We start from the raw sequence: 16,699 nt of genomic DNA, 5'->3' as shown, positions 1-16,699 counted from the left end.
CTTCCTTGTCTATTTGTTTACCGGCTTTTTGTGGCGCCGTTTTTCAGCCAATTTAATTTCAAAGTAAACTCTGCCATGACCTCATCAATTGAGTGGTCGTCGTTTTCCTGCATGTGGCGATAGCCCTCGGCAATCGTCGAGAACACCGTGTGCATCAGCATTTTCACCAAAAGCTGCAGCTCTTTCTGATCGGCTACCTTCAATAGCGATAGATCCACTCGATCGTAAAATTCCTGCAGATCTTCTTTATGCTGCTGATCTGGCGGACATGGCGCCTGGGGCCTTTTCCCAAAATGGGGCGCAACTTTATGAAACGAACGATAATCCATACTGATAAACAGATTTTTATAAAACGCGGCGTTCGTTCCCTGCAATACTTCCCTGACCATTTTTGAAAAATAAAACTCAAAGCCTTCAAACAGGTCTCCGTTTGCTTGTTCAATCGCCAAGTTCAATTCCTGTTGAAAATTCCGCCGCATACTTTGAAAATAGTAGAAATACAAATCCTCTTTGTCTTCAAAGTACTGATAGAAGCTGCCTCTAGGAATCTCTGCATCCTTGATGATTCGGGCAATCGAAGCGTCCCCTAATGGCACTCTAGAAAACTCTTTTTTGGCGGCATCCATGATTCGCTGCTTTTTATCTTCCGCCAAATGATAAAAGGTTTCTTTAGGCATAATCTTACCCCCTAACTTATAAATAATTTCCGATGACACTCTGTCATGTGACAACTTGTCATTATACGCCTTTTACTAACGAATACAAGTACTTTGTTTGGTAATTTCAGAAAAAGTTTTACTGTCTTTCATTCTTGTCTTATGCAAGTGGAAAAAGAGCTGCTAATCCAATGATGGTACGGTTTTCCCGCAAATAGGTTTGTTAACGATTCCTTAAAAATTGAAGCAAGATCGAGCAATTCACGTCGCTCATGATAAGAATTCTTTTATTCGATTCAGCTGTTGGGAAATTTATTTGAGAAGGTTCAAGCTAAATGATTACAGCACAGCCGTGGCTGCGTTATACTTTTAGATGTAACGAATTATATAGGAGGTTTTCGCAAATGGAACAGTTGAAACTAAACAATGGTCAAACGATCCCGCAATTAGGTCTAGGTGTTTTCAAGGTTCAAGATGCCGGCGACTTGAAGTCAGCCGTGGCAGAAGCATTGAAAGTCGGCTATCGTCACTTTGATACCGCAACGATCTATCACAACGAAGAATGGCTTGGGGAAGCGCTGGCTGAAAGTGATGTGCCGCGAGAAGAATTATTCATTACGTCAAAAGTCTGGAACAACAATACTACCTACGACGAAACAATCACCGCTTTCCATGAGTCCTTGAAGAAGCTGCAAACGGACTACTTGGATCTCTATTTAATTCATTGGCCTAGCGAAGGCTACAATGAAAAATGGCGGGCGATGGAAAGCTTGTACAATGACGGCCTGATCAAATCCATTGGTGTGTCCAATTTCGAAAAACCCCATATGGAAAAATTGATGACCACCGCCAAAATCAAACCGGCTGTCGATCAAGTAGAAACTCATCCTTATTTCCAACATAAAGAATTGAACGAATACTTGAAGAGTATGGATATCGCTCATGAAGCTTGGGGCCCGCTTGGCCAAGGAAAAAGCAATGTGTTAGAAGATCCTGTTTTGGTAAAAATCGCTGAAGCCCATGACAAATCCGTAGCCCAAGTCATTCTGCGCTGGCACTTGCAACGAGACATCATCGTGATTCCTAAATCCGTTCACGCCGAACGCATCGCACAAAATATCAATGTCTTTGACTTCAGCTTGACGGATGAAGAAATGTCCATGATCGCTTCTATTGATAAAAACCAACGAGGTTCCGGCGATCCCAACGATGAAGAGTTTTTGAAGGGGACGATGAGTAGAAGATAAAATAGAAGCTGACAGCTGCAGTAGATTTGAGCAGCTGTCAGCTTCTTTTGTAGTTTTGTTGATTGGAAACCTAGTATGATTAGGCTACTTTTTGCAGCAAAATGTTATTCAAAATATAGGAATAAATCATGTGAAATCGAATAAGTAAAATACCCAAAAGTACGCTTCATGAAAGAAAACAGTCATAATACGCACACTTAATATTGTATACTAAAGTTCTAGGGGGTGGTTTTTTGGTAATCAAACAACAGAACTCGCTGAGAATTTTCATTCTATGCGCAATGGCTGTCTGTCTCAATGTCATTCTGGGTTCAATTGTCACTTTTACGCATATTCCCTTTCTCTTTTTAGATGCGTTAGGGACAATTTTTATTTCTGTGAATTTCAAAATGAGATATGGAATCCTTACTGGCTTGTGCACTAATTTATTATTGGGAGTTATTCATGGTCCGCTGGCTTTGCCTTTTGGTTTAGTTAGTGTTGTAATCGCCATCACAGCGAATTTGTGTGCTAAAAACGGATTTACCTATTACCAGGCAATTATAACTGGAGTCTTACTGGTTCTAATCGGTTCCTTGGCAAGTGCCCCGATTCGCTTACTATTATATGGTGGATTTGGCGGCCTGCAAAAATCGGTGACAGACCTGCTTGTCTTTTCCCTCCGAGCCTCGGGCAAAAAAATGATTACTGCTGCCTACTGGGGTGCAGTTACCGATGGGATCTTTGATAAAATCATTTCCTGTCTTTTGATTTCTTGGATAAACAGCCGCTCGCAAACGCAACGGCTTTTAGCTTCTTTTTATTACGAGGGGGATTGCAATGAATGGCCAAAAGAGAATTCTTAAAATATTTATCCAATTGTTAAATGGTACCACTTTGACGAAGAAGGAATTAATGGAAGAATATCAAAAACAAGGCAGCACGATTCAACGAGATATGGCTATTATCGAAGAAGTTTTGGAAGAAAACAGCAGCTCTCCTGCTTACCTTCCTTATCTAGGCACCTTGAGCCGCGAAGGAAAAGGAGCTTATCAGCTGCCGGATTATCTAAAGAATAATTTTCTGAGTGATGATGAATTGCTGGCTGTGCTAAAAATACTTTTTGCCAGCCGAGCCTTCAACACTAAAGAAATGACGCGATTTATCGATAAATTCCATGATCTATCAGAGGATAAGAAAAGGCTGCGGCAATTTATTGCCAACGAAGAACTCTATTATCATGGGGTGCCGGAAATAGATATTCTCGATCGAATTACTTTGCTTTGCGATGCTATCACTAATGGCGCTATGATCGAATTTGAATATACGAAGTGTGGAGAAACGAGAACCTTTCGGCGCATCCCTAATGCCATTCATTTTTCTGATTTGTATTTCTTTATGCTGTCTGCTTCTCACACAGCCCAGGATGACCGGGATTTCGCTGCTTTGAATAAATTCCGAATTAACAATATGGTGAATCTGCGAATTGTTTCCTCGCGAAACAAGACCCTTTATAAAGACCGCTGTGAAAGCGGTGCGCTGCGTAATCAAACGGGCCAACTCCCCTTTTTAGGAAATCCGATTACTTTGGTGCTGGATTTTTACTGGGACCCGGTTTATGTATTGGATCGTTTTCCTGATTCAAAAATCACCAAGGAAAATGAAGACGGGAGCTTCCGGATTGAAGTGCAGGCCAATGATGGTTACGGTGTGAAAATGTGGTTGCTGGGCCAAGGGGATATGGTAAAAGTCATTTCGCCGAAGCATGTGAAGGACTATATTATTCAGGATATGATTGGTACCTTAAATTATTATGGCTATGAATTAACCCCGAAGTGATCATATTATGATCACTTCTTTTTGTATACTTGATTTATCTGGAAAATGACACAACCTAAAGGAGGATCACTATGAAAAAACGATATATTTGCCCATTAGCTTTAGCCATTCTAGTACTTGCCGGCTGCAATACAGAAGAAGCTAATGAAGTACCAGTTGAAAGTAGTTCTACTAGTGTTACATCTTCTTCATCTACTCAAGAAAGCAGTTCATCCAGTACTTCTTATATCGAAGAATCATCTAGTATGCAAATAAGCAGCGCTACCCAAGAGTCCAGTTCTACAGAAAAATACTACCAACTAGTGATAGATGACTTCAAATCTAAACTGCTTGGTGAGTGGACCTACTCCAATTCATTAGCTGAAGGCATGACCTTCTATCATGAGATTTCTGAAATCAGCTTCAGAGAGGACGGAACCTTTTCGCTAAAAATGTCCTCCGACAAAAATGATACCAATGGTGTAGTTCTCGAAAGCAACGGAACGTATCAAATTTCGGAAAATGGCGTTAAACAAACCCTAGAAGGCTTTCCACATTATGTAGACAACTACGATGACTATGCTAAGCAAGATGCCGGGTTTGCGGCTAATTATATTCAAATACGCTTTACCAGCCCCGAAAACGTGGTAACAACAGGTATCTATATTTACCCAAATGGGCATCTCACTTTCGAGAATCCTCATTTATTATTCAACGAAAATGTTACCGGCCTTTCACAATTTGAAAAATTCTAACACACTCACACTTGAAACGGAGATGATGAAAATTAAGAAGAAGATGATGTATTTAACTATTTTAGGCGCTGTCTTTTTATCTGGTTGTTCCCCTAAAAAAGAAGCTCAAAAGACAGCTGAGAACCATTCAACAAGTTCCAGTCAGGCGGTTGCAGAAAGCAGCACTACAGAGGAAAACACGGGACAAGCAAGTAATGTAACGTCCTCTTCAAGCAGTACAACTCAAGAATCTAGCACTGAACCAGTGCAAACTACTTTATGGAATCCAGAAAAAGCCCAACAACTGGATCAGTTTATGGCAAGCTGGGGACAGACAATGGGTCAAGAGTATCGAGCCTACGGAAAAGGCAATAGTGTGAAGCACTACGTTTTTCAAGTCCCCGATCATATACTCTCAGGAGAAGTCGCTTTCTTTGTAAATGAGCAGCAAACCGAAATGAGCTGGTCAGAAGATGGTGAAAGCGGGCAAGGCTATCAAGCAGTCGCCGTATATTCAGATTTTGATACGGGAGAACCTGGTATGGGCAAGCACTGCTATTTATTTGCCTTTTATAATGGTGAACCCCGCGTCCTAATTTGCGAATTAACCGGCTACTATGAAACCCGAGCTGCTAAGTTTAAAGACACCGAAAATCAGGACCTGAAAAATGGCTTTGCTCAAATTGTCAATAATTCTCCCGTCCAAATAAGTGAGCAACCTGAAGCAGCTGCTGCGCCTATAAGTTATGAAGAAGCGAAAAGTTTACTATTAAGAGAACAGCTCCCTTTTTCAGATGCATCAGGTCATTTGGTAAACAAAGGGGATATCCCCGGCATATCTGACGGAGGAAATTATCTTATTCTAGACAATGGCAGCGTTATGCTGAGGCAGTATTCTGGAGCTAAGGGCTTTGAAGAATATACTCTTACACCAAATGCTGACGGCACAGTCCGAATTATGTGGGAATCATTTACGATCGAAGACCTGAATAAACGAAGTACCGGTATACCTAAAGACGTAGTCGTACCAAGATAAACTATAAGCTTAGCGATTTTTCGCTAGGCTTTTTTCGACCATTTCATAAGTGGTCATTTTATGAACAGGTCATATTTTATAATTAATGAGTTAAGAATAGTTTCACAATAAATTTATAGGGGGTTAGCTAAATGAAAAGTAGTATTTTCAATAATGTTTTTGCATCGGAAAAGAAATATCGAGCAAAAATGGTCAAAGGAAAACATGGGTGGTTAGTCAAAGGAATGGTCTTCGGCACGCTTTTATTTGGCGGTATGATGATGGACAGCGTATCAGTGGATGCTGCTGCATGGGTACCTAATACCGTTGAACAAATTGCTAGCCGAATCACGGAGGGTCAGAAGTCGCTTACGATGATTGAAGGAGATACGGTTTATAACATTGGGTTAGCGATAAATATTAAGGACCCTATGCAATTACTGTATGACAATGGCTTCAAAGATGGCGAACAATACACCTTGCCAGTTGGAACCGTGATCTCTTGGGATGGCAATCACGTAACGGTTACCGATCCACAAGGGAACGTAATCGGAGATACGGTAGTTACCGATGATCAGAAGCAAAATCCAGATCTACCGGTTGCAGGTCAAGCTTCTGACACACCGCAAAATACAGTTGCTGCACCAGCATCAAACGGTTCATCAAGTACACAAGCAGCTAGACCACAGGTTCCAAATACAGGTGGTACTACGAATGGCAATGGATCAACTACCGGTTCAACTACCAGTCCTACTAATCCGGGAACACCAGAGACACCTGTTAATCCAGAAACACCAAGTAATCCTGAAAAGCCGACTGAGCCAACGACACCAACCGATCCTGAAAAACCGGTTGTTCCTGAGCAGCCTGATAATCAGACAGAACTGGAAAAGCTGAAAGCTCTTTTAGCAGAATTGGAAGCCAAATTAGTCGTTGCTGAACAAGAATTGGCAACTGCCCAACAAAATCTGGATGCAGCTAAAGCTGAGGAAAACATTGATTACGATGCAGAAATTGCTGCGTTGCAAAATACAGTTGCTGAAAAAGAAACCAATAAAGCGACTATCGAAAATGAGATTGCTACACTTAATACACAAAAAGCCGCTGCGGATGCAGAACTAGCAACAGCACAAGGAACCCTGGATGCTGCCTTGGCAACACAACAGGAAGCGCAAGCTGCTGTCACCGCTGCTCAAGCTGCGCTCAATGCCATCCAAGAGACTGGTGACGCTGAACAAATAGCTAATGCAGAAGCTGCATTGCAAACGGCACAAGCTGCTTACGACGGCACAAGCAATCAAGTTAACCAAGCCCAAGCAGTCGTAACTGAGAAACAAAACCAAGTTGCAGCTGTTGACGGTCAAATAGCAGCTAAGCAAGCGGAGTTAGCTAATTGCGACACTTCAGCAGAAGTAGCCAAAATTGCTGAATTAGAAACTGCGAAGCAAAATCGTCCGCAGCAATCGATTGCTGAACTAGAACAAATTGTTGCAGAAAAACAAAAAGTTGTCGATGATCTAAAAGCTCAGATTGAAGATGTGAAGCAGCAAATTGCAGCAATTGAATTAAAAGTAGATCGTGCAAATGCGATTAATCAGTTAAAACCTTTGGAATACTTAACACAGGAATTGGTTGACGGCTATGTTGCTAGAATCAACTCTTCTCTATCTAAAGGTGAAATTGATAGTGTGGTTGCCGAAGCCCAAGCTAAAAATGCTGAATTGAAAGCTCAGTACGATGAAGAACAAGCAGCGAAGGCCTTGCAAGAAGCGAAAACAACTGCGCTTGCTCAATTAGAAAGCCTGACCTTACCAGACGAATCAAAAGCAGCTTACCAAACTCAAATCAATGATGCTACTTCGGTCGAAGCAGTCAATCAAGCTTTACAAGCTGCTCAAAATGAAGCAAATGATTTAGCAAACTTAGCGTCAGCTAAAACAACTGCAAAAGATCAAATCAACGGAATGAATATTTCGGATGATGAAAAACAAGCATTCATCTCTCAAGTCGAAGCTGCTGCAACAATTGATGAAGTAACTCAGATTGTAAACCAAGCAACAGCCATTTCGGATGAGAACGATGCAAAAGACCAATTACAAGCAGCGAAAACCAAAGCCAAAGAAGAAATTGCTTTGTTCAATTTGTCAGATGATGAGAAAGCTCAATTTGTTGATCAGGTTGAAAATGCTTCAACCATTGATCGAGTGAATACGATTGTAGCTAACGCGAAAGCCATTTCCGATGAAAACAACGCCAAAGAAGAAGACGCTAGAAAGCTGGCTCAGGCAAAAGAAGAAGCTGTTGCTAAACTTGAAGGGATGAATTTGAAAGACCAGTTAAATTCGTTCAAAACGCAAGTCAGTGCAGCCACCTCTGTCGAACAAGTCAATCAAATTGTTGCTAATGCCCAAGCCATTTCTGATCAAAATGATGCTGATGAACAGGATGCACAGGAGCTGGCTCAAGCAAAAACCGAAGCATTAGCCAAACTCGATACGTTAAATCTAAAAGAGCAAAAACAAAGCTTCGTTGACCAAGTAAATGCTGCCCAATCAGTTTCGGTTATTGAGCGAGTATTAACAGAAGCACAAAATGTTTCTGATGCTAATGATCAAGATGAACAGGATGCTAGAGAATTAGCAGAAGCTAAGCAAAATGCGTTAACTCAACTTGAAGGTATGAATTTGAAAGAGCAAAAGCAAAGTTTTATTGATCAAGTCAATGCAGCAACATCTGTTACGCAGGTAGATGAAATCGTAGCTGATGCTCAACTTATATCAGATCAAAACAATCAAGATGCTCAAGAGTTAGCAAATGCTAGAACTCAGGCAACCTCAACTTGTAATTCAATGAATCTAAAAGATCGAAAAGATGAATTTATCAACCGATTGAACGCTGCTACAACAATCGCTCAAATCAATCAAATCGTCGCAGAAGCTCAAGCAGTTTCAGATGAAAATGATCGAGTTGATCAAGAAGAACAGACTGCTAGAGAATTACAAGAAGCTAAAGATCAAGCATTAACAACGATCGAAGCACTTAACCTAAAAGATCAAAAACAAAGCTTTATTGATCAGGTCAATGCAGCAACTACAGTTAATGATGTCAATCAAATCGTAGCTAATGCTCAAGACCTTTCTGATCAAAATGACAAAGATGAACAAGCTGCAAAAGAATTAGCTGAAGCTAAAACAAATGCAATTACTCAAATTAATGGATTGGAATATCTATCAACAACTGAGAAAAACCAGTTTATCAACCAAGTAAATGCAGCAACAACTGTTTCTCAAGTTAATACAGCAGTTACCGCAGCAAATGCTCAAAATGAAGCAAATAAACCTGAAACAGAAAAAACTTTGGAAGAAGTAAAACGAGAAGCGCTTGATGAAATTCAAAGAGCCGGCCTTGGAATGAATGGAGTTGGATATCTTTCACAAGTAAATCGAGCAACATCGATCGAAGAGATTAATGCAATCATGGCTGACTTCAGAATTTTCATGGAAATGCAAAATAATAAGAAAGATCCTAATGCTCAAACTGTTGCTAATAGTGAACAAGAAGCAAAACAATTTAAAGATACATTTACTCAAATGTTAAATGATTATCGAGATGAATCTGGAGTATCTACTATTAATACAAATTCAATTTTAGATAAAGCGGCAGATTTACGAGCTAAAGAGATTGAAACAAAATTCTCTCATATAAGACCTAATGGTAATGGTTGGGCAACAGCAGTTTTAGATGTTAATGGTGGAACATCACCATTTAACGGGATTATTGAAAATATTGCAGGAGGTATTTCTGATTGGAGATATCTTTCTGGTGAATCATTAGCTAAAAAGGTATTTGATATTTGGAAAAATAGCCCAGGACATGACGCAAACTTAAGAGATTTTGAAATCACTCACTACAGTGTTTCTTACTTCATTGGTTCAGATGGAAAATTATACTTTGTATTCTTAGCTGGTCAAGCTAAATAATCAACGTTTTCTAAATTCACTCCATAAATAGTTTCACTGATCAGTTACAAGTTGTTGATTGCCAGTCAACAGCTTGTAACTGATTTATTTTTATGATCAAATTCAGAATAAAAATGCTTAGACATTCAAAATCTAAGCATTCAGACTATAGATAAATCGGAATCAAGGGCGACTTGATCCCGATTTTTTATGCACTTAGGGTTTTGAGCGAAAAAATAAAAGGCCTTTTGCCGTTCACCATAGCAGGTGGATATTTTTTTCAGATTCATTTCAGCAAACGTAAGCATCGTATGCTTGGTATTTTTTTCCAATCCTTGGTACTTCGTCTAAGAGTTTTTACTTTGTTTGAATACTCAGATCTTAACTCTTTTTATACATTGGAGAGGTGATAGATTACAAAAGAAAGAATATACATTATCACACTATATGATCCTCTAAAATCCACTACTGAGGAATAAGTTAATTTTGAATACTTCTAACTATCTCCATTTCCACCCTAACCACCTCTCACCTTCTCAGCCCTAGCCATCTTCTCCACCTGCCTCTCCAACTCATCCACACTCACCAAAAAATCAGCATAGAAAGTTTGGAACACCTTAGCTTGAGCATGAAATTCTCTAATAATTTTTTTCTTATTCAACGGCATCTTAGAGCTATCAAAAAAGTCTAGCGTTTGTTTCAATGGCTCTTGCCAGGAAGCCAGTTGCTCCAAACGGTCCTTCAACTCATTGATATCCTGCTGAGAAATTGCTTTAAGAGGTTGATTCTTTTTTACCAGAACTTTTCCTTGCTGCTTCGATCCTGCACTTTTCATGAGTGTTGCCTCCTAATTATTAATCTTTTTATGCGTTTTTCGCATAGATTCACCTATGCGAAAAATGCATACTATAAAATTGCCCTGAGGTGATTTTATGTATTATAGAATTCGCGATCTTCGCGAGGATGCTGATTTGAGTCAAGAGCAATTAGCTAAGCAGTTAAATGTTAGTCAAACAACATATTCCCGTTATGAAACAGGAAAGTTGGACATCCCTAGTCAATCTTTGATAATCTTAGCCAATTATTATTCCACTAGTGTGGACTACTTGCTTAATCTGACAAATGAAAAAAGACCTTATCCTAAGCAATAAACTCCTGTCTTCATTCTATGCGTTTTTCGCATAAAAATCAATATGCAAAAAACGCATAGTCTGCTAACTAATTCGAACTTCTTCGGTCAATTCATAAGAAACTGTTATATTGAAAAACCTTATCTCACCCCTCTCTTAATAATTTCTTAATAATATATCGGTAATTTTTCAGGGAATTTTTTCGCCATTATAACTAATCCAATGTAATTCCATTTCATCTAGCGGATTTGGCACTCTTTCTGAAAAAACGAAAGGGTTATCATAAGTCCTAGTCCTTCCTATTCTTATGTCTATTAAAATAACGCAGTGATTTTAATTTATTTTTTTCTTTAAAAAAGAATAAAGAAAAAGAATCTTTTTCGATTTTTTTATTTCACGATTAAAAATAAAAACAAAAAATTCTCTTGCACTCGTTAGCAGTTTTCGGGTACTCTGTTATTGAATAATTTGACGAGCGAGGAGAAATCAAGATGGCAAATGCAGAAATGAAAGCGGCAACGAATGTAGGGACTAAAGAAAAGGGGAGTATCAAGCTTCAAAAGAGGCAAGTATTCACAATGGGTGTAGATAGCTTAACTCAACGTTTTGAGGACTTTTTCTCAGATCATCCCAATGAGTCCTATCTTATTCAATGCGCAGCGGCCGTTTTAGTTCGCAATGCATTTAGTCCGCTAAACTTTTCAGGTCTTGCTGAAGATTTGATCCGCAATTGTTTTTTAAACGGTGATAATCTGACTTCCGTGCGCCATCTTTGCGTGTACTTCAAACCTTATTTCACTGATGAAGATTGGGAGAAATTACTGTCCCATTTATATAAAACTCCTCAAGAACGTTCGAAAATTAACGAGCATTATCGTTTGCATATAGATAAATTGATTCCACTTTTACACTCAAAAGAACAAACTGTAGACAAGAAGCACAATTTGAAAGCAGCCTTTGCAGAGGAAAGCGGCAAGCTCCACAACTGGAACCTCAGCAATGTCGTCACCCACCTGTCACCACAGGAGGCTCATGCAATTTTAAATATTTTAGGAGAGCTGACTATTTTCCAAAAGGATGGCCTGCGCCAATTTACGCGAGTAGTCTGGCTGGATTATTCTATCGATGAGAAGCATCGCTCCTTCGATATCCGAAAAGAAGATGATCCGTTGTACGAGCCAAAGGAAACGGAAGAAGTGCGACCAGAAAAAGAAATGGAAACGGTTGAATCGACTAAAAAAACAATGACTAAAGCGGACGAGGAAACCACTGATGCGAAGAAATCCACTTCCTCTGGCGAATTAACGCAGCAAGAGCTGTCAGAACTCTCAGTTCCGCCGGAGAAAAAGAATCACGAAAAGGCAGCCGATGATGAGAAGCAGTCTAAGAAAAAAACGAAATCCGAGCTGCTTAAATCACTGCAGGGGCATCGATCCAAAACAGACAAGAACAGCAAAACGCAGAAAAACAAAAAGAATGGGAACAAGAAAAAGAACGGGAACAAAAGCAAGAAGAAGAAGGGGAAGAAGCGGAAATAGTCTGGCACTTCCAGCTTCGCTAAACCAAAAAAGCCGCTAAGCGCCATGTTGCGGGCTTAACGACTCAGCTTGCTTATTCCAAATGATGATCTCGTTTGATAAATTTCACCAACAGGACGAGTATAATCACGCTGGCTACCAGGATCAGTGCCGTTTTAGTGTAGCCATGGAACAGGGCCTCGCCGCCGAATGCGTAGAGAATCGACGAAGGCAGCACACCGATCACAACTGACAAAAAGACTTCTCTGATGGAAAGCTTTAATGAATTTGCCGTTACATTAACGACAAACGAAGGGATCACTGGGATCATGTACGCGATCATCAGCCCCGTTTTCGGATGCTTCATTTGCGAAATGCGTTTGACCCATTTGCTGCTGCTTTGTTTGTGACTGCCAAGGTTCAGATGCTTCAGCGCCGTCATAGACAGCAGATTGCCGCTGGCATTTCCTACAATATTGACGCAGCTTCCGATGATTGGGCCGTAACAGACGCCCACCAGGACACCGATCACCGAAGTCGGCAAGCCTGGCAAGGCACACATGAGCGCGGTCAACAGAATCAGTCCGCCGGCTGTCAGGAAGCCGTGGGAACGAACTTCCTTCATCAGCAATGCGCGACTAGCCTTCGGATTCAATAATAGCTGGATTTCGGTATGGAATTCACGATACAGCCAATAAAACAGCAGGAGCAGCAGAACAACACCCAGTACCAACAACACTTTTTTCAGAACACGTTTGTCCATTTTTCACCTCTTTTAATCTAGCGACAACTCCCTACTTGTGGAATTTCAAGTTCGGGTAGTTTTTGACAATTCGCATTAAGTTATGATGCTTCAGCTGTTTCGGCTTGCTTTCGATTAATTGCAGCACCCGATTCCGGTTGTTTGAAGATTTGTGGTTGCTGATCAAATGCTTCAAGCGAAACTCTTTAATCGCCGCATTCTCAGGATCAGAAGTATCCACCACTGCTTCCACTTCTTTTTTCGTAGTAACGGTAAAGAATAAGGTGGATAGGACATCGGTTAAAAACAAAACCGCCAAAACGATCGGCCCCAGGTTATTTGTGCTGGCCACGAAATCGTGGATGCCGTCTTGAATCACCGGGTTGATGATTTTTATCAGCAGCAAACACCCCACGCCCCAAAACAACGACACCGGCACAGCCACTCGGCCTTCAATATTCAGCGGAACGTGGGTATAATCCCACAGCTTCATATTAAACATTTTTTCCAGCAGCCAGCTGGTGACAAACTCGATGATCGTCACGATCACGACAATGTTAAAGTACAGATTCAGCAGCGTCCCCGCATGTTCAGGCACCAAAAGCAGCACCGCCGCCACCCCAAAGCCGTAAACCGGACAATAAGGCCCCAGCAAAAAGCCGCGATAAACAAAATGGCGAGCCTTGATGGAGCAATAAATACTTTCCCATACCCATCCGATAAAGGAATAGACGATAAACGTCATGAATAATTTATCCAAATAATAGCACCCCTTTCTCTTCATCTAGTATAACAAAGATGCATTATTCTGGATAAGGATAGCCATGTTTGACACAAAATCAAAAAACCTAGTGAGGAAAATCCTCCACTAGGCTCAACTCATATTTAACTGACACTCATGGATCTAAAGCTGCACCCCCAACTGATAATTCCGCCAGGAACCTTCTCAACAGAAAAATCACACGCTACCCCTTCAACCGATTCAGCTTTTCTGACATCACCAGCATCAATAATGCCAGCAGCAGCAAATAGACAGGATACAAGCCTAAACTAATCTTCTCAGCCATTAAACCAAACAGCGGCGGCATAAAGGTTGTACCCAAATAGGCACTAGCCATCTCCACCCCGATCACGGCCTGAGAATTTTCTTCCCCAAAGTTCGCCGGCGTTGCGTGAATAATCGCTGGATAAATCGGCGCACAGCCAATCCCCGTCAACACCAACCCGCTTAACGCAAAGATATCCAGCGGCAACGGCAGCAAAATCAACAAAATCCCGCCACTTAGCAGGCAAAGTCCCAACCGAATCAGCTGCTTATCCCCTAGCCGATCGGAAATAAAGCCGCAGACAAACCGCCCAAAGGTAATCCCTAAGTAAAACAATGAAGCAAAGCGCGCCGCCGTTTCCACCTCAATCCCACGGAATTGAACCAAATACGTGCTGGCCCACAAACCGGTGGTCATTTCCAACGCACAATAACCAAAGAAGGTAACCAGAATAAAAGGCACGCCTTTAATTTTTAAAATCTGCGGCAGCGACAAAGCCGGACCTCTTACGGCTTCATTACCGGTATCAGTTTTTCCCTTGTTCCAAAGCGGAAGGCTGAAAAACAAAAAAATAGTTAGCGCAATCTGCAACCCCGCCACCAACAGATACCCCCGATTCCAGCTCTGATATCGGGCCAGACTGAAGCCCATGATGTAGGGACTGATGGAGGCGCCCACACCCCAAAAGCAATGCAGCCAATTCATATGGCGAGATGCATAATGCAGCGCCACGTAATTGTTCAAGGCCGCATCCACCGCTCCCGCACCAAACCCGTACGGAATGGCCCACAAGCACAGCATCCAAAAAGCCGAAGCCGTCGAAAACCCAAACAACGCCAAGGCCGTCGTCAGTACACTGATCGCCGTCACCCAGCCGGTGCCGAATTTTCGCGTCAAGCGATCGGAAAACAAGCTGGACACAATCGTTCCCCCAGCAATAATCATCGTCACAATTCCCACTGCCGACAAGGGCACCTGCAAATCCTCGTGCATAATCGGCCAAGCCGAACCCACCAGCGAATCCGGCAGTCCTAAGCTGATAAATGCCAAGTAAATAATAACCAACAATAAATTAAACATTCTGCTCCTCCAAAATCCCCGTTTTTTGACGAATTAAAGCTTCTATTCAGTTTATCATCTGGGATGGGTTTCAGGGCAACAAAATTTTGGGTTCTAAAAAAGCCTCTCGTGACCGTTAAATGGATATGATATGCTAGAAGTATCCTACATCCTGGAGGTGCCTCCGTGAAAAATATCTTAATCTTAGAGGACGATCGTCAGCTGAATGACGGCATCAAATTAGCCTTAGAAAATCCCGACTACCGCTTTTTTCAATGCTATAAAATCAAGGAAGCCCAAGAAATCAGCAAGACGGTTGCTTTGGATCTTATTTTGCTGGACCTGAATTTACCCGACGGCTACGGCTTAGACTTTTTAAAGGCGGTTCGTGCCGTTTCCGATACGCCCATCATCATTATTACCGCTAATAATATGGAAAGCGATACGATTATCGGCCTGGAAGCCGGGGCCAACGACTATATCACTAAGCCCTTCAGTTTAATGATTTTACGAGCTCGCGCGGCGGTCCAATTGCGCCAAAATACTAAAAGCAATTCCTTTACTATCGACAACATGCAATTCGACTTTGATAAGATGCGCTTCAGCGTCGCCGGAGAAGCAATTGAATTAAGCAAAACTGAACAGCGGCTGCTGCACCTCCTGTTGAACAACCGGGGAGCCACCTTAAAGCGCAGCGATTTAATCGATAAAATCTGGTCCGGCGATACCCAGTACGTGGACGCCCACGCCTTAACAGTTGCCATCAAGCGGTTGCGGGGCAAAATCGAGCCTGATCCCAGCCAGCCCACCTACATAAAAACCGTCTACGGCTTAGGCTATTCGTGGGGTGGTTCCGGATGAATTGGTTAATTCCTACTATAATTGTCGGCTCCCTCCTGCTCCTGGCCTTTGTTTGGTCTTACTTTCATCAGCGAGAAAAAAGGCTGATGCAGTCTTTGCACACCATGCTGGAGGAAGCAAAAAAGGGCCAGCTGACGATTCACAAATTTGAAGAAAGCAGCTATGCTTCGTTAGAAAATGATTTCTACAACTATTTAAAAAATTCCCAGCTTTCCGCGGAACAGCTGCAGGAACAAAAGCAAATTATCCAAACCTTGATTTCCGATATTTCCCACCAATGTGTCACGCCAATCGCCAACATTTTGCTTTACTCCCAGCTATTGGAGGAAAAACAGGCGGTCCCTACAGAGGAAATTCGGCTAATCAGTCAGCAAAGTCAAAAACTGGATTTCCTGATTCAATCCTTGGTGAAAATGTCCCGTTTAGAAAGCGGCACAATCGCGCCAGTAACTAAGCAGCAAGCCGTCGCTCCCCTGCTGCAGGCTTTAGCCGGACAATTCCAATCAACCGCTGACGCCAAAGGGATCGAATTATCTATCACTCCTACCGCAGCAGCGGCCCAGCTTGATCGGAAGTGGACCAGTGAAGCCCTAGGCAACATCTTAGACAACGCCATTAAATACAGCCCCCGCGGCAGTCGGATTGACCTTTCCGCGGAGAGCTATCAGCTGTTTACCAAAATTGAAGTTAAGGATCAGGGGATCGGTATTGCTGAAGAAGAAATTAATCAAATTTTCCAGCGCTTCTATCGCAGCGAAGCCGTCGCGGAACAAGCTGGGGTGGGGGTTGGTCTCTACTTAGCCCGCCAAATTATTGAAGCCCAAGGCGGGTATATCAAGGTAACTTCCCAAGTTGGCGCGGGCAGCACCTTTGCCGTTTACCTACCCAATGAAATCTATCAAAACTGATACATTTCAGTTACCAGCTGGACACTTT

15 protein-coding genes are annotated in these 16,699 nt (G+C 41.9%); 10 read left to right on the top strand and 5 right to left on the bottom strand.

Annotation, left to right across the window (positions count from 1 at the left end):
* Nucleotides 1-17: 17 nt before the first annotated feature.
* The gene (locus JZO70_RS01200; protein WP_207671698.1) at nt 18-677 is read right to left on the bottom strand and encodes a TetR/AcrR family transcriptional regulator; all 660 of its coding nucleotides are present in this window, start codon (nt 675-677) and stop codon (nt 18-20) included.
* Between the two features lie 383 nt (nt 678-1,060).
* Here JZO70_RS01200 and JZO70_RS01195 point away from each other — a divergent pair, with 383 nt between their 5' ends.
* The 6 genes from JZO70_RS01195 to JZO70_RS01170 all read left to right on the top strand — a co-directional run bounded on the left by JZO70_RS01195 (nt 1,061) and on the right by JZO70_RS01170 (nt 9,429).
* Nucleotides 1,061-1,903 carry an aldo/keto reductase gene (locus JZO70_RS01195; protein WP_207671697.1) on the top strand — a complete coding sequence of 281 codons (843 nt, stop codon included), beginning with the start codon at nt 1,061-1,063 and terminating at the stop codon, nt 1,901-1,903.
* Nucleotides 1,904-2,136: 233 nt separating this feature from the next.
* Entirely contained in the window at nt 2,137-2,748 is a 612-nt protein-coding gene (locus JZO70_RS01190; protein ID WP_242703706.1) for a hypothetical protein, read from the top strand.
* Complete coding sequence (locus tag JZO70_RS01185) at nt 2,723-3,721, top strand: helix-turn-helix transcriptional regulator (protein WP_207671696.1); 999 nt, start codon at nt 2,723-2,725, stop codon at nt 3,719-3,721. The genes JZO70_RS01190 and JZO70_RS01185 overlap by 26 nt, the downstream gene beginning before the upstream one ends.
* Before the next feature lie 71 nt (nt 3,722-3,792).
* Nucleotides 3,793-4,455 (top strand): hypothetical protein, encoded by a 663-nt coding sequence (locus tag JZO70_RS01180; RefSeq protein WP_207671695.1) that lies wholly within the window; start codon nt 3,793-3,795, stop codon nt 4,453-4,455.
* Nucleotides 4,456-4,477: 22 nt separating this feature from the next.
* The gene (locus tag JZO70_RS01175) at nt 4,478-5,470 is read left to right on the top strand and encodes a DUF4767 domain-containing protein (protein ID WP_207671694.1); all 993 of its coding nucleotides are present in this window, start codon (nt 4,478-4,480) and stop codon (nt 5,468-5,470) included.
* A 131-nt stretch (nt 5,471-5,601) separates the two neighbouring features.
* A complete protein-coding gene (locus JZO70_RS01170) occupies nt 5,602-9,429 on the top strand; it encodes an albumin-binding GA domain-containing protein (RefSeq protein WP_207671693.1) in 3,828 nt (1,275 codons plus the stop codon).
* Nucleotides 9,430-9,925: 496 nt separating this feature from the next.
* Here JZO70_RS01170 and JZO70_RS01165 read toward each other — a convergent pair whose 3' ends face one another.
* On the bottom strand, nt 9,926-10,243 hold the full coding sequence (locus JZO70_RS01165) for a hypothetical protein (protein ID WP_207671692.1): 318 nt from the start codon (nt 10,241-10,243) through the stop codon (nt 9,926-9,928).
* 97 nt (nt 10,244-10,340) lie between these two features.
* Between JZO70_RS01165 and JZO70_RS01160 the strand changes: the two genes are divergently transcribed.
* Together JZO70_RS01160 and JZO70_RS01155 are read left to right on the top strand one after the other, a co-directional pair.
* Nucleotides 10,341-10,559, top strand: coding sequence for a helix-turn-helix domain-containing protein (locus tag JZO70_RS01160; RefSeq protein ID WP_207671691.1), 219 nt, complete (start codon nt 10,341-10,343; stop codon nt 10,557-10,559).
* A gap of 470 nt (nt 10,560-11,029) precedes the next feature.
* A complete protein-coding gene (locus tag JZO70_RS01155; protein ID WP_207671690.1) occupies nt 11,030-12,076 on the top strand; it encodes a hypothetical protein in 1,047 nt (348 codons plus the stop codon).
* Nucleotides 12,077-12,149: 73 nt separating this feature from the next.
* On the opposite strand, the gene JZO70_RS01150 is transcribed toward JZO70_RS01155, so the two are convergent.
* From JZO70_RS01150 to JZO70_RS01140, 3 genes are all read right to left on the bottom strand, one after another.
* The gene (locus JZO70_RS01150; protein WP_207671689.1) at nt 12,150-12,818 is read right to left on the bottom strand and encodes a TVP38/TMEM64 family protein; all 669 of its coding nucleotides are present in this window, start codon (nt 12,816-12,818) and stop codon (nt 12,150-12,152) included.
* Between the two features lie 31 nt (nt 12,819-12,849).
* Nucleotides 12,850-13,581 carry a putative ABC transporter permease gene (locus tag JZO70_RS01145; protein ID WP_430748877.1) on the bottom strand — a complete coding sequence of 244 codons (732 nt, stop codon included), beginning with the start codon at nt 13,579-13,581 and terminating at the stop codon, nt 12,850-12,852.
* A 181-nt stretch (nt 13,582-13,762) separates the two neighbouring features.
* Nucleotides 13,763-14,923 (bottom strand): MFS transporter, encoded by a 1,161-nt coding sequence (locus JZO70_RS01140; protein WP_207671688.1) that lies wholly within the window; start codon nt 14,921-14,923, stop codon nt 13,763-13,765.
* A 165-nt stretch (nt 14,924-15,088) separates the two neighbouring features.
* Here JZO70_RS01140 and JZO70_RS22665 point away from each other — a divergent pair, with 165 nt between their 5' ends.
* Together JZO70_RS22665 and JZO70_RS01130 are read left to right on the top strand one after the other, a co-directional pair.
* A complete protein-coding gene (locus tag JZO70_RS22665; protein ID WP_207671687.1) occupies nt 15,089-15,763 on the top strand; it encodes a response regulator in 675 nt (224 codons plus the stop codon).
* Complete coding sequence (locus JZO70_RS01130; RefSeq protein WP_207671686.1) at nt 15,760-16,671, top strand: sensor histidine kinase; 912 nt, start codon at nt 15,760-15,762, stop codon at nt 16,669-16,671. Before JZO70_RS22665 ends, JZO70_RS01130 begins: the two co-directional genes overlap by 4 nt.
* The last annotated feature ends 28 nt before the right edge of the window (nt 16,672-16,699 follow it).

Source organism: Candidatus Enterococcus moelleringii, assembly GCF_017377575.1.
In the GTDB taxonomy this organism is placed as follows: domain Bacteria; phylum Bacillota; class Bacilli; order Lactobacillales; family Enterococcaceae; genus Enterococcus_A; species Enterococcus_A moelleringii.
Note: the sequence above shows the minus strand (reverse complement) of the source record. Positions and strands in the feature narration are given on the sequence as shown.

What these genes read in the sequence shown, in the direction of transcription:
- JZO70_RS01200 (WP_207671698.1), bottom strand. Translation starts at nt 677, where the DNA reads ATGCCTAAAGAAACCTTTTATCATTTGGCGGAAGATAAAAAGCAGCGA.
- JZO70_RS01195 (WP_207671697.1), top strand. Translation starts at nt 1,061, where the DNA reads ATGGAACAGTTGAAACTAAACAATGGTCAAACGATCCCGCAATTAGGT.
- JZO70_RS01185 (WP_207671696.1), top strand. Translation starts at nt 2,723, where the DNA reads ATGAATGGCCAAAAGAGAATTCTTAAAATATTTATCCAATTGTTAAAT.
- JZO70_RS01180 (WP_207671695.1), top strand. Translation starts at nt 3,793, where the DNA reads ATGAAAAAACGATATATTTGCCCATTAGCTTTAGCCATTCTAGTACTT.
- JZO70_RS01175 (WP_207671694.1), top strand. Translation starts at nt 4,478, where the DNA reads ATGATGAAAATTAAGAAGAAGATGATGTATTTAACTATTTTAGGCGCT.
- JZO70_RS01170 (WP_207671693.1), top strand. Translation starts at nt 5,602, where the DNA reads ATGAAAAGTAGTATTTTCAATAATGTTTTTGCATCGGAAAAGAAATAT.
- JZO70_RS01165 (WP_207671692.1), bottom strand. Translation starts at nt 10,243, where the DNA reads ATGAAAAGTGCAGGATCGAAGCAGCAAGGAAAAGTTCTGGTAAAAAAG.
- JZO70_RS01160 (WP_207671691.1), top strand. Translation starts at nt 10,341, where the DNA reads ATGTATTATAGAATTCGCGATCTTCGCGAGGATGCTGATTTGAGTCAA.
- JZO70_RS01155 (WP_207671690.1), top strand. Translation starts at nt 11,030, where the DNA reads ATGGCAAATGCAGAAATGAAAGCGGCAACGAATGTAGGGACTAAAGAA.
- JZO70_RS01150 (WP_207671689.1), bottom strand. Translation starts at nt 12,818, where the DNA reads ATGGACAAACGTGTTCTGAAAAAAGTGTTGTTGGTACTGGGTGTTGTT.
- JZO70_RS01145 (WP_430748877.1), bottom strand. Translation starts at nt 13,581, where the DNA reads ATGAAGAGAAAGGGGTGCTATTATTTGGATAAATTATTCATGACGTTT.
- JZO70_RS01140 (WP_207671688.1), bottom strand. Translation starts at nt 14,923, where the DNA reads ATGTTTAATTTATTGTTGGTTATTATTTACTTGGCATTTATCAGCTTA.
- JZO70_RS01130 (WP_207671686.1), top strand. Translation starts at nt 15,760, where the DNA reads ATGAATTGGTTAATTCCTACTATAATTGTCGGCTCCCTCCTGCTCCTG.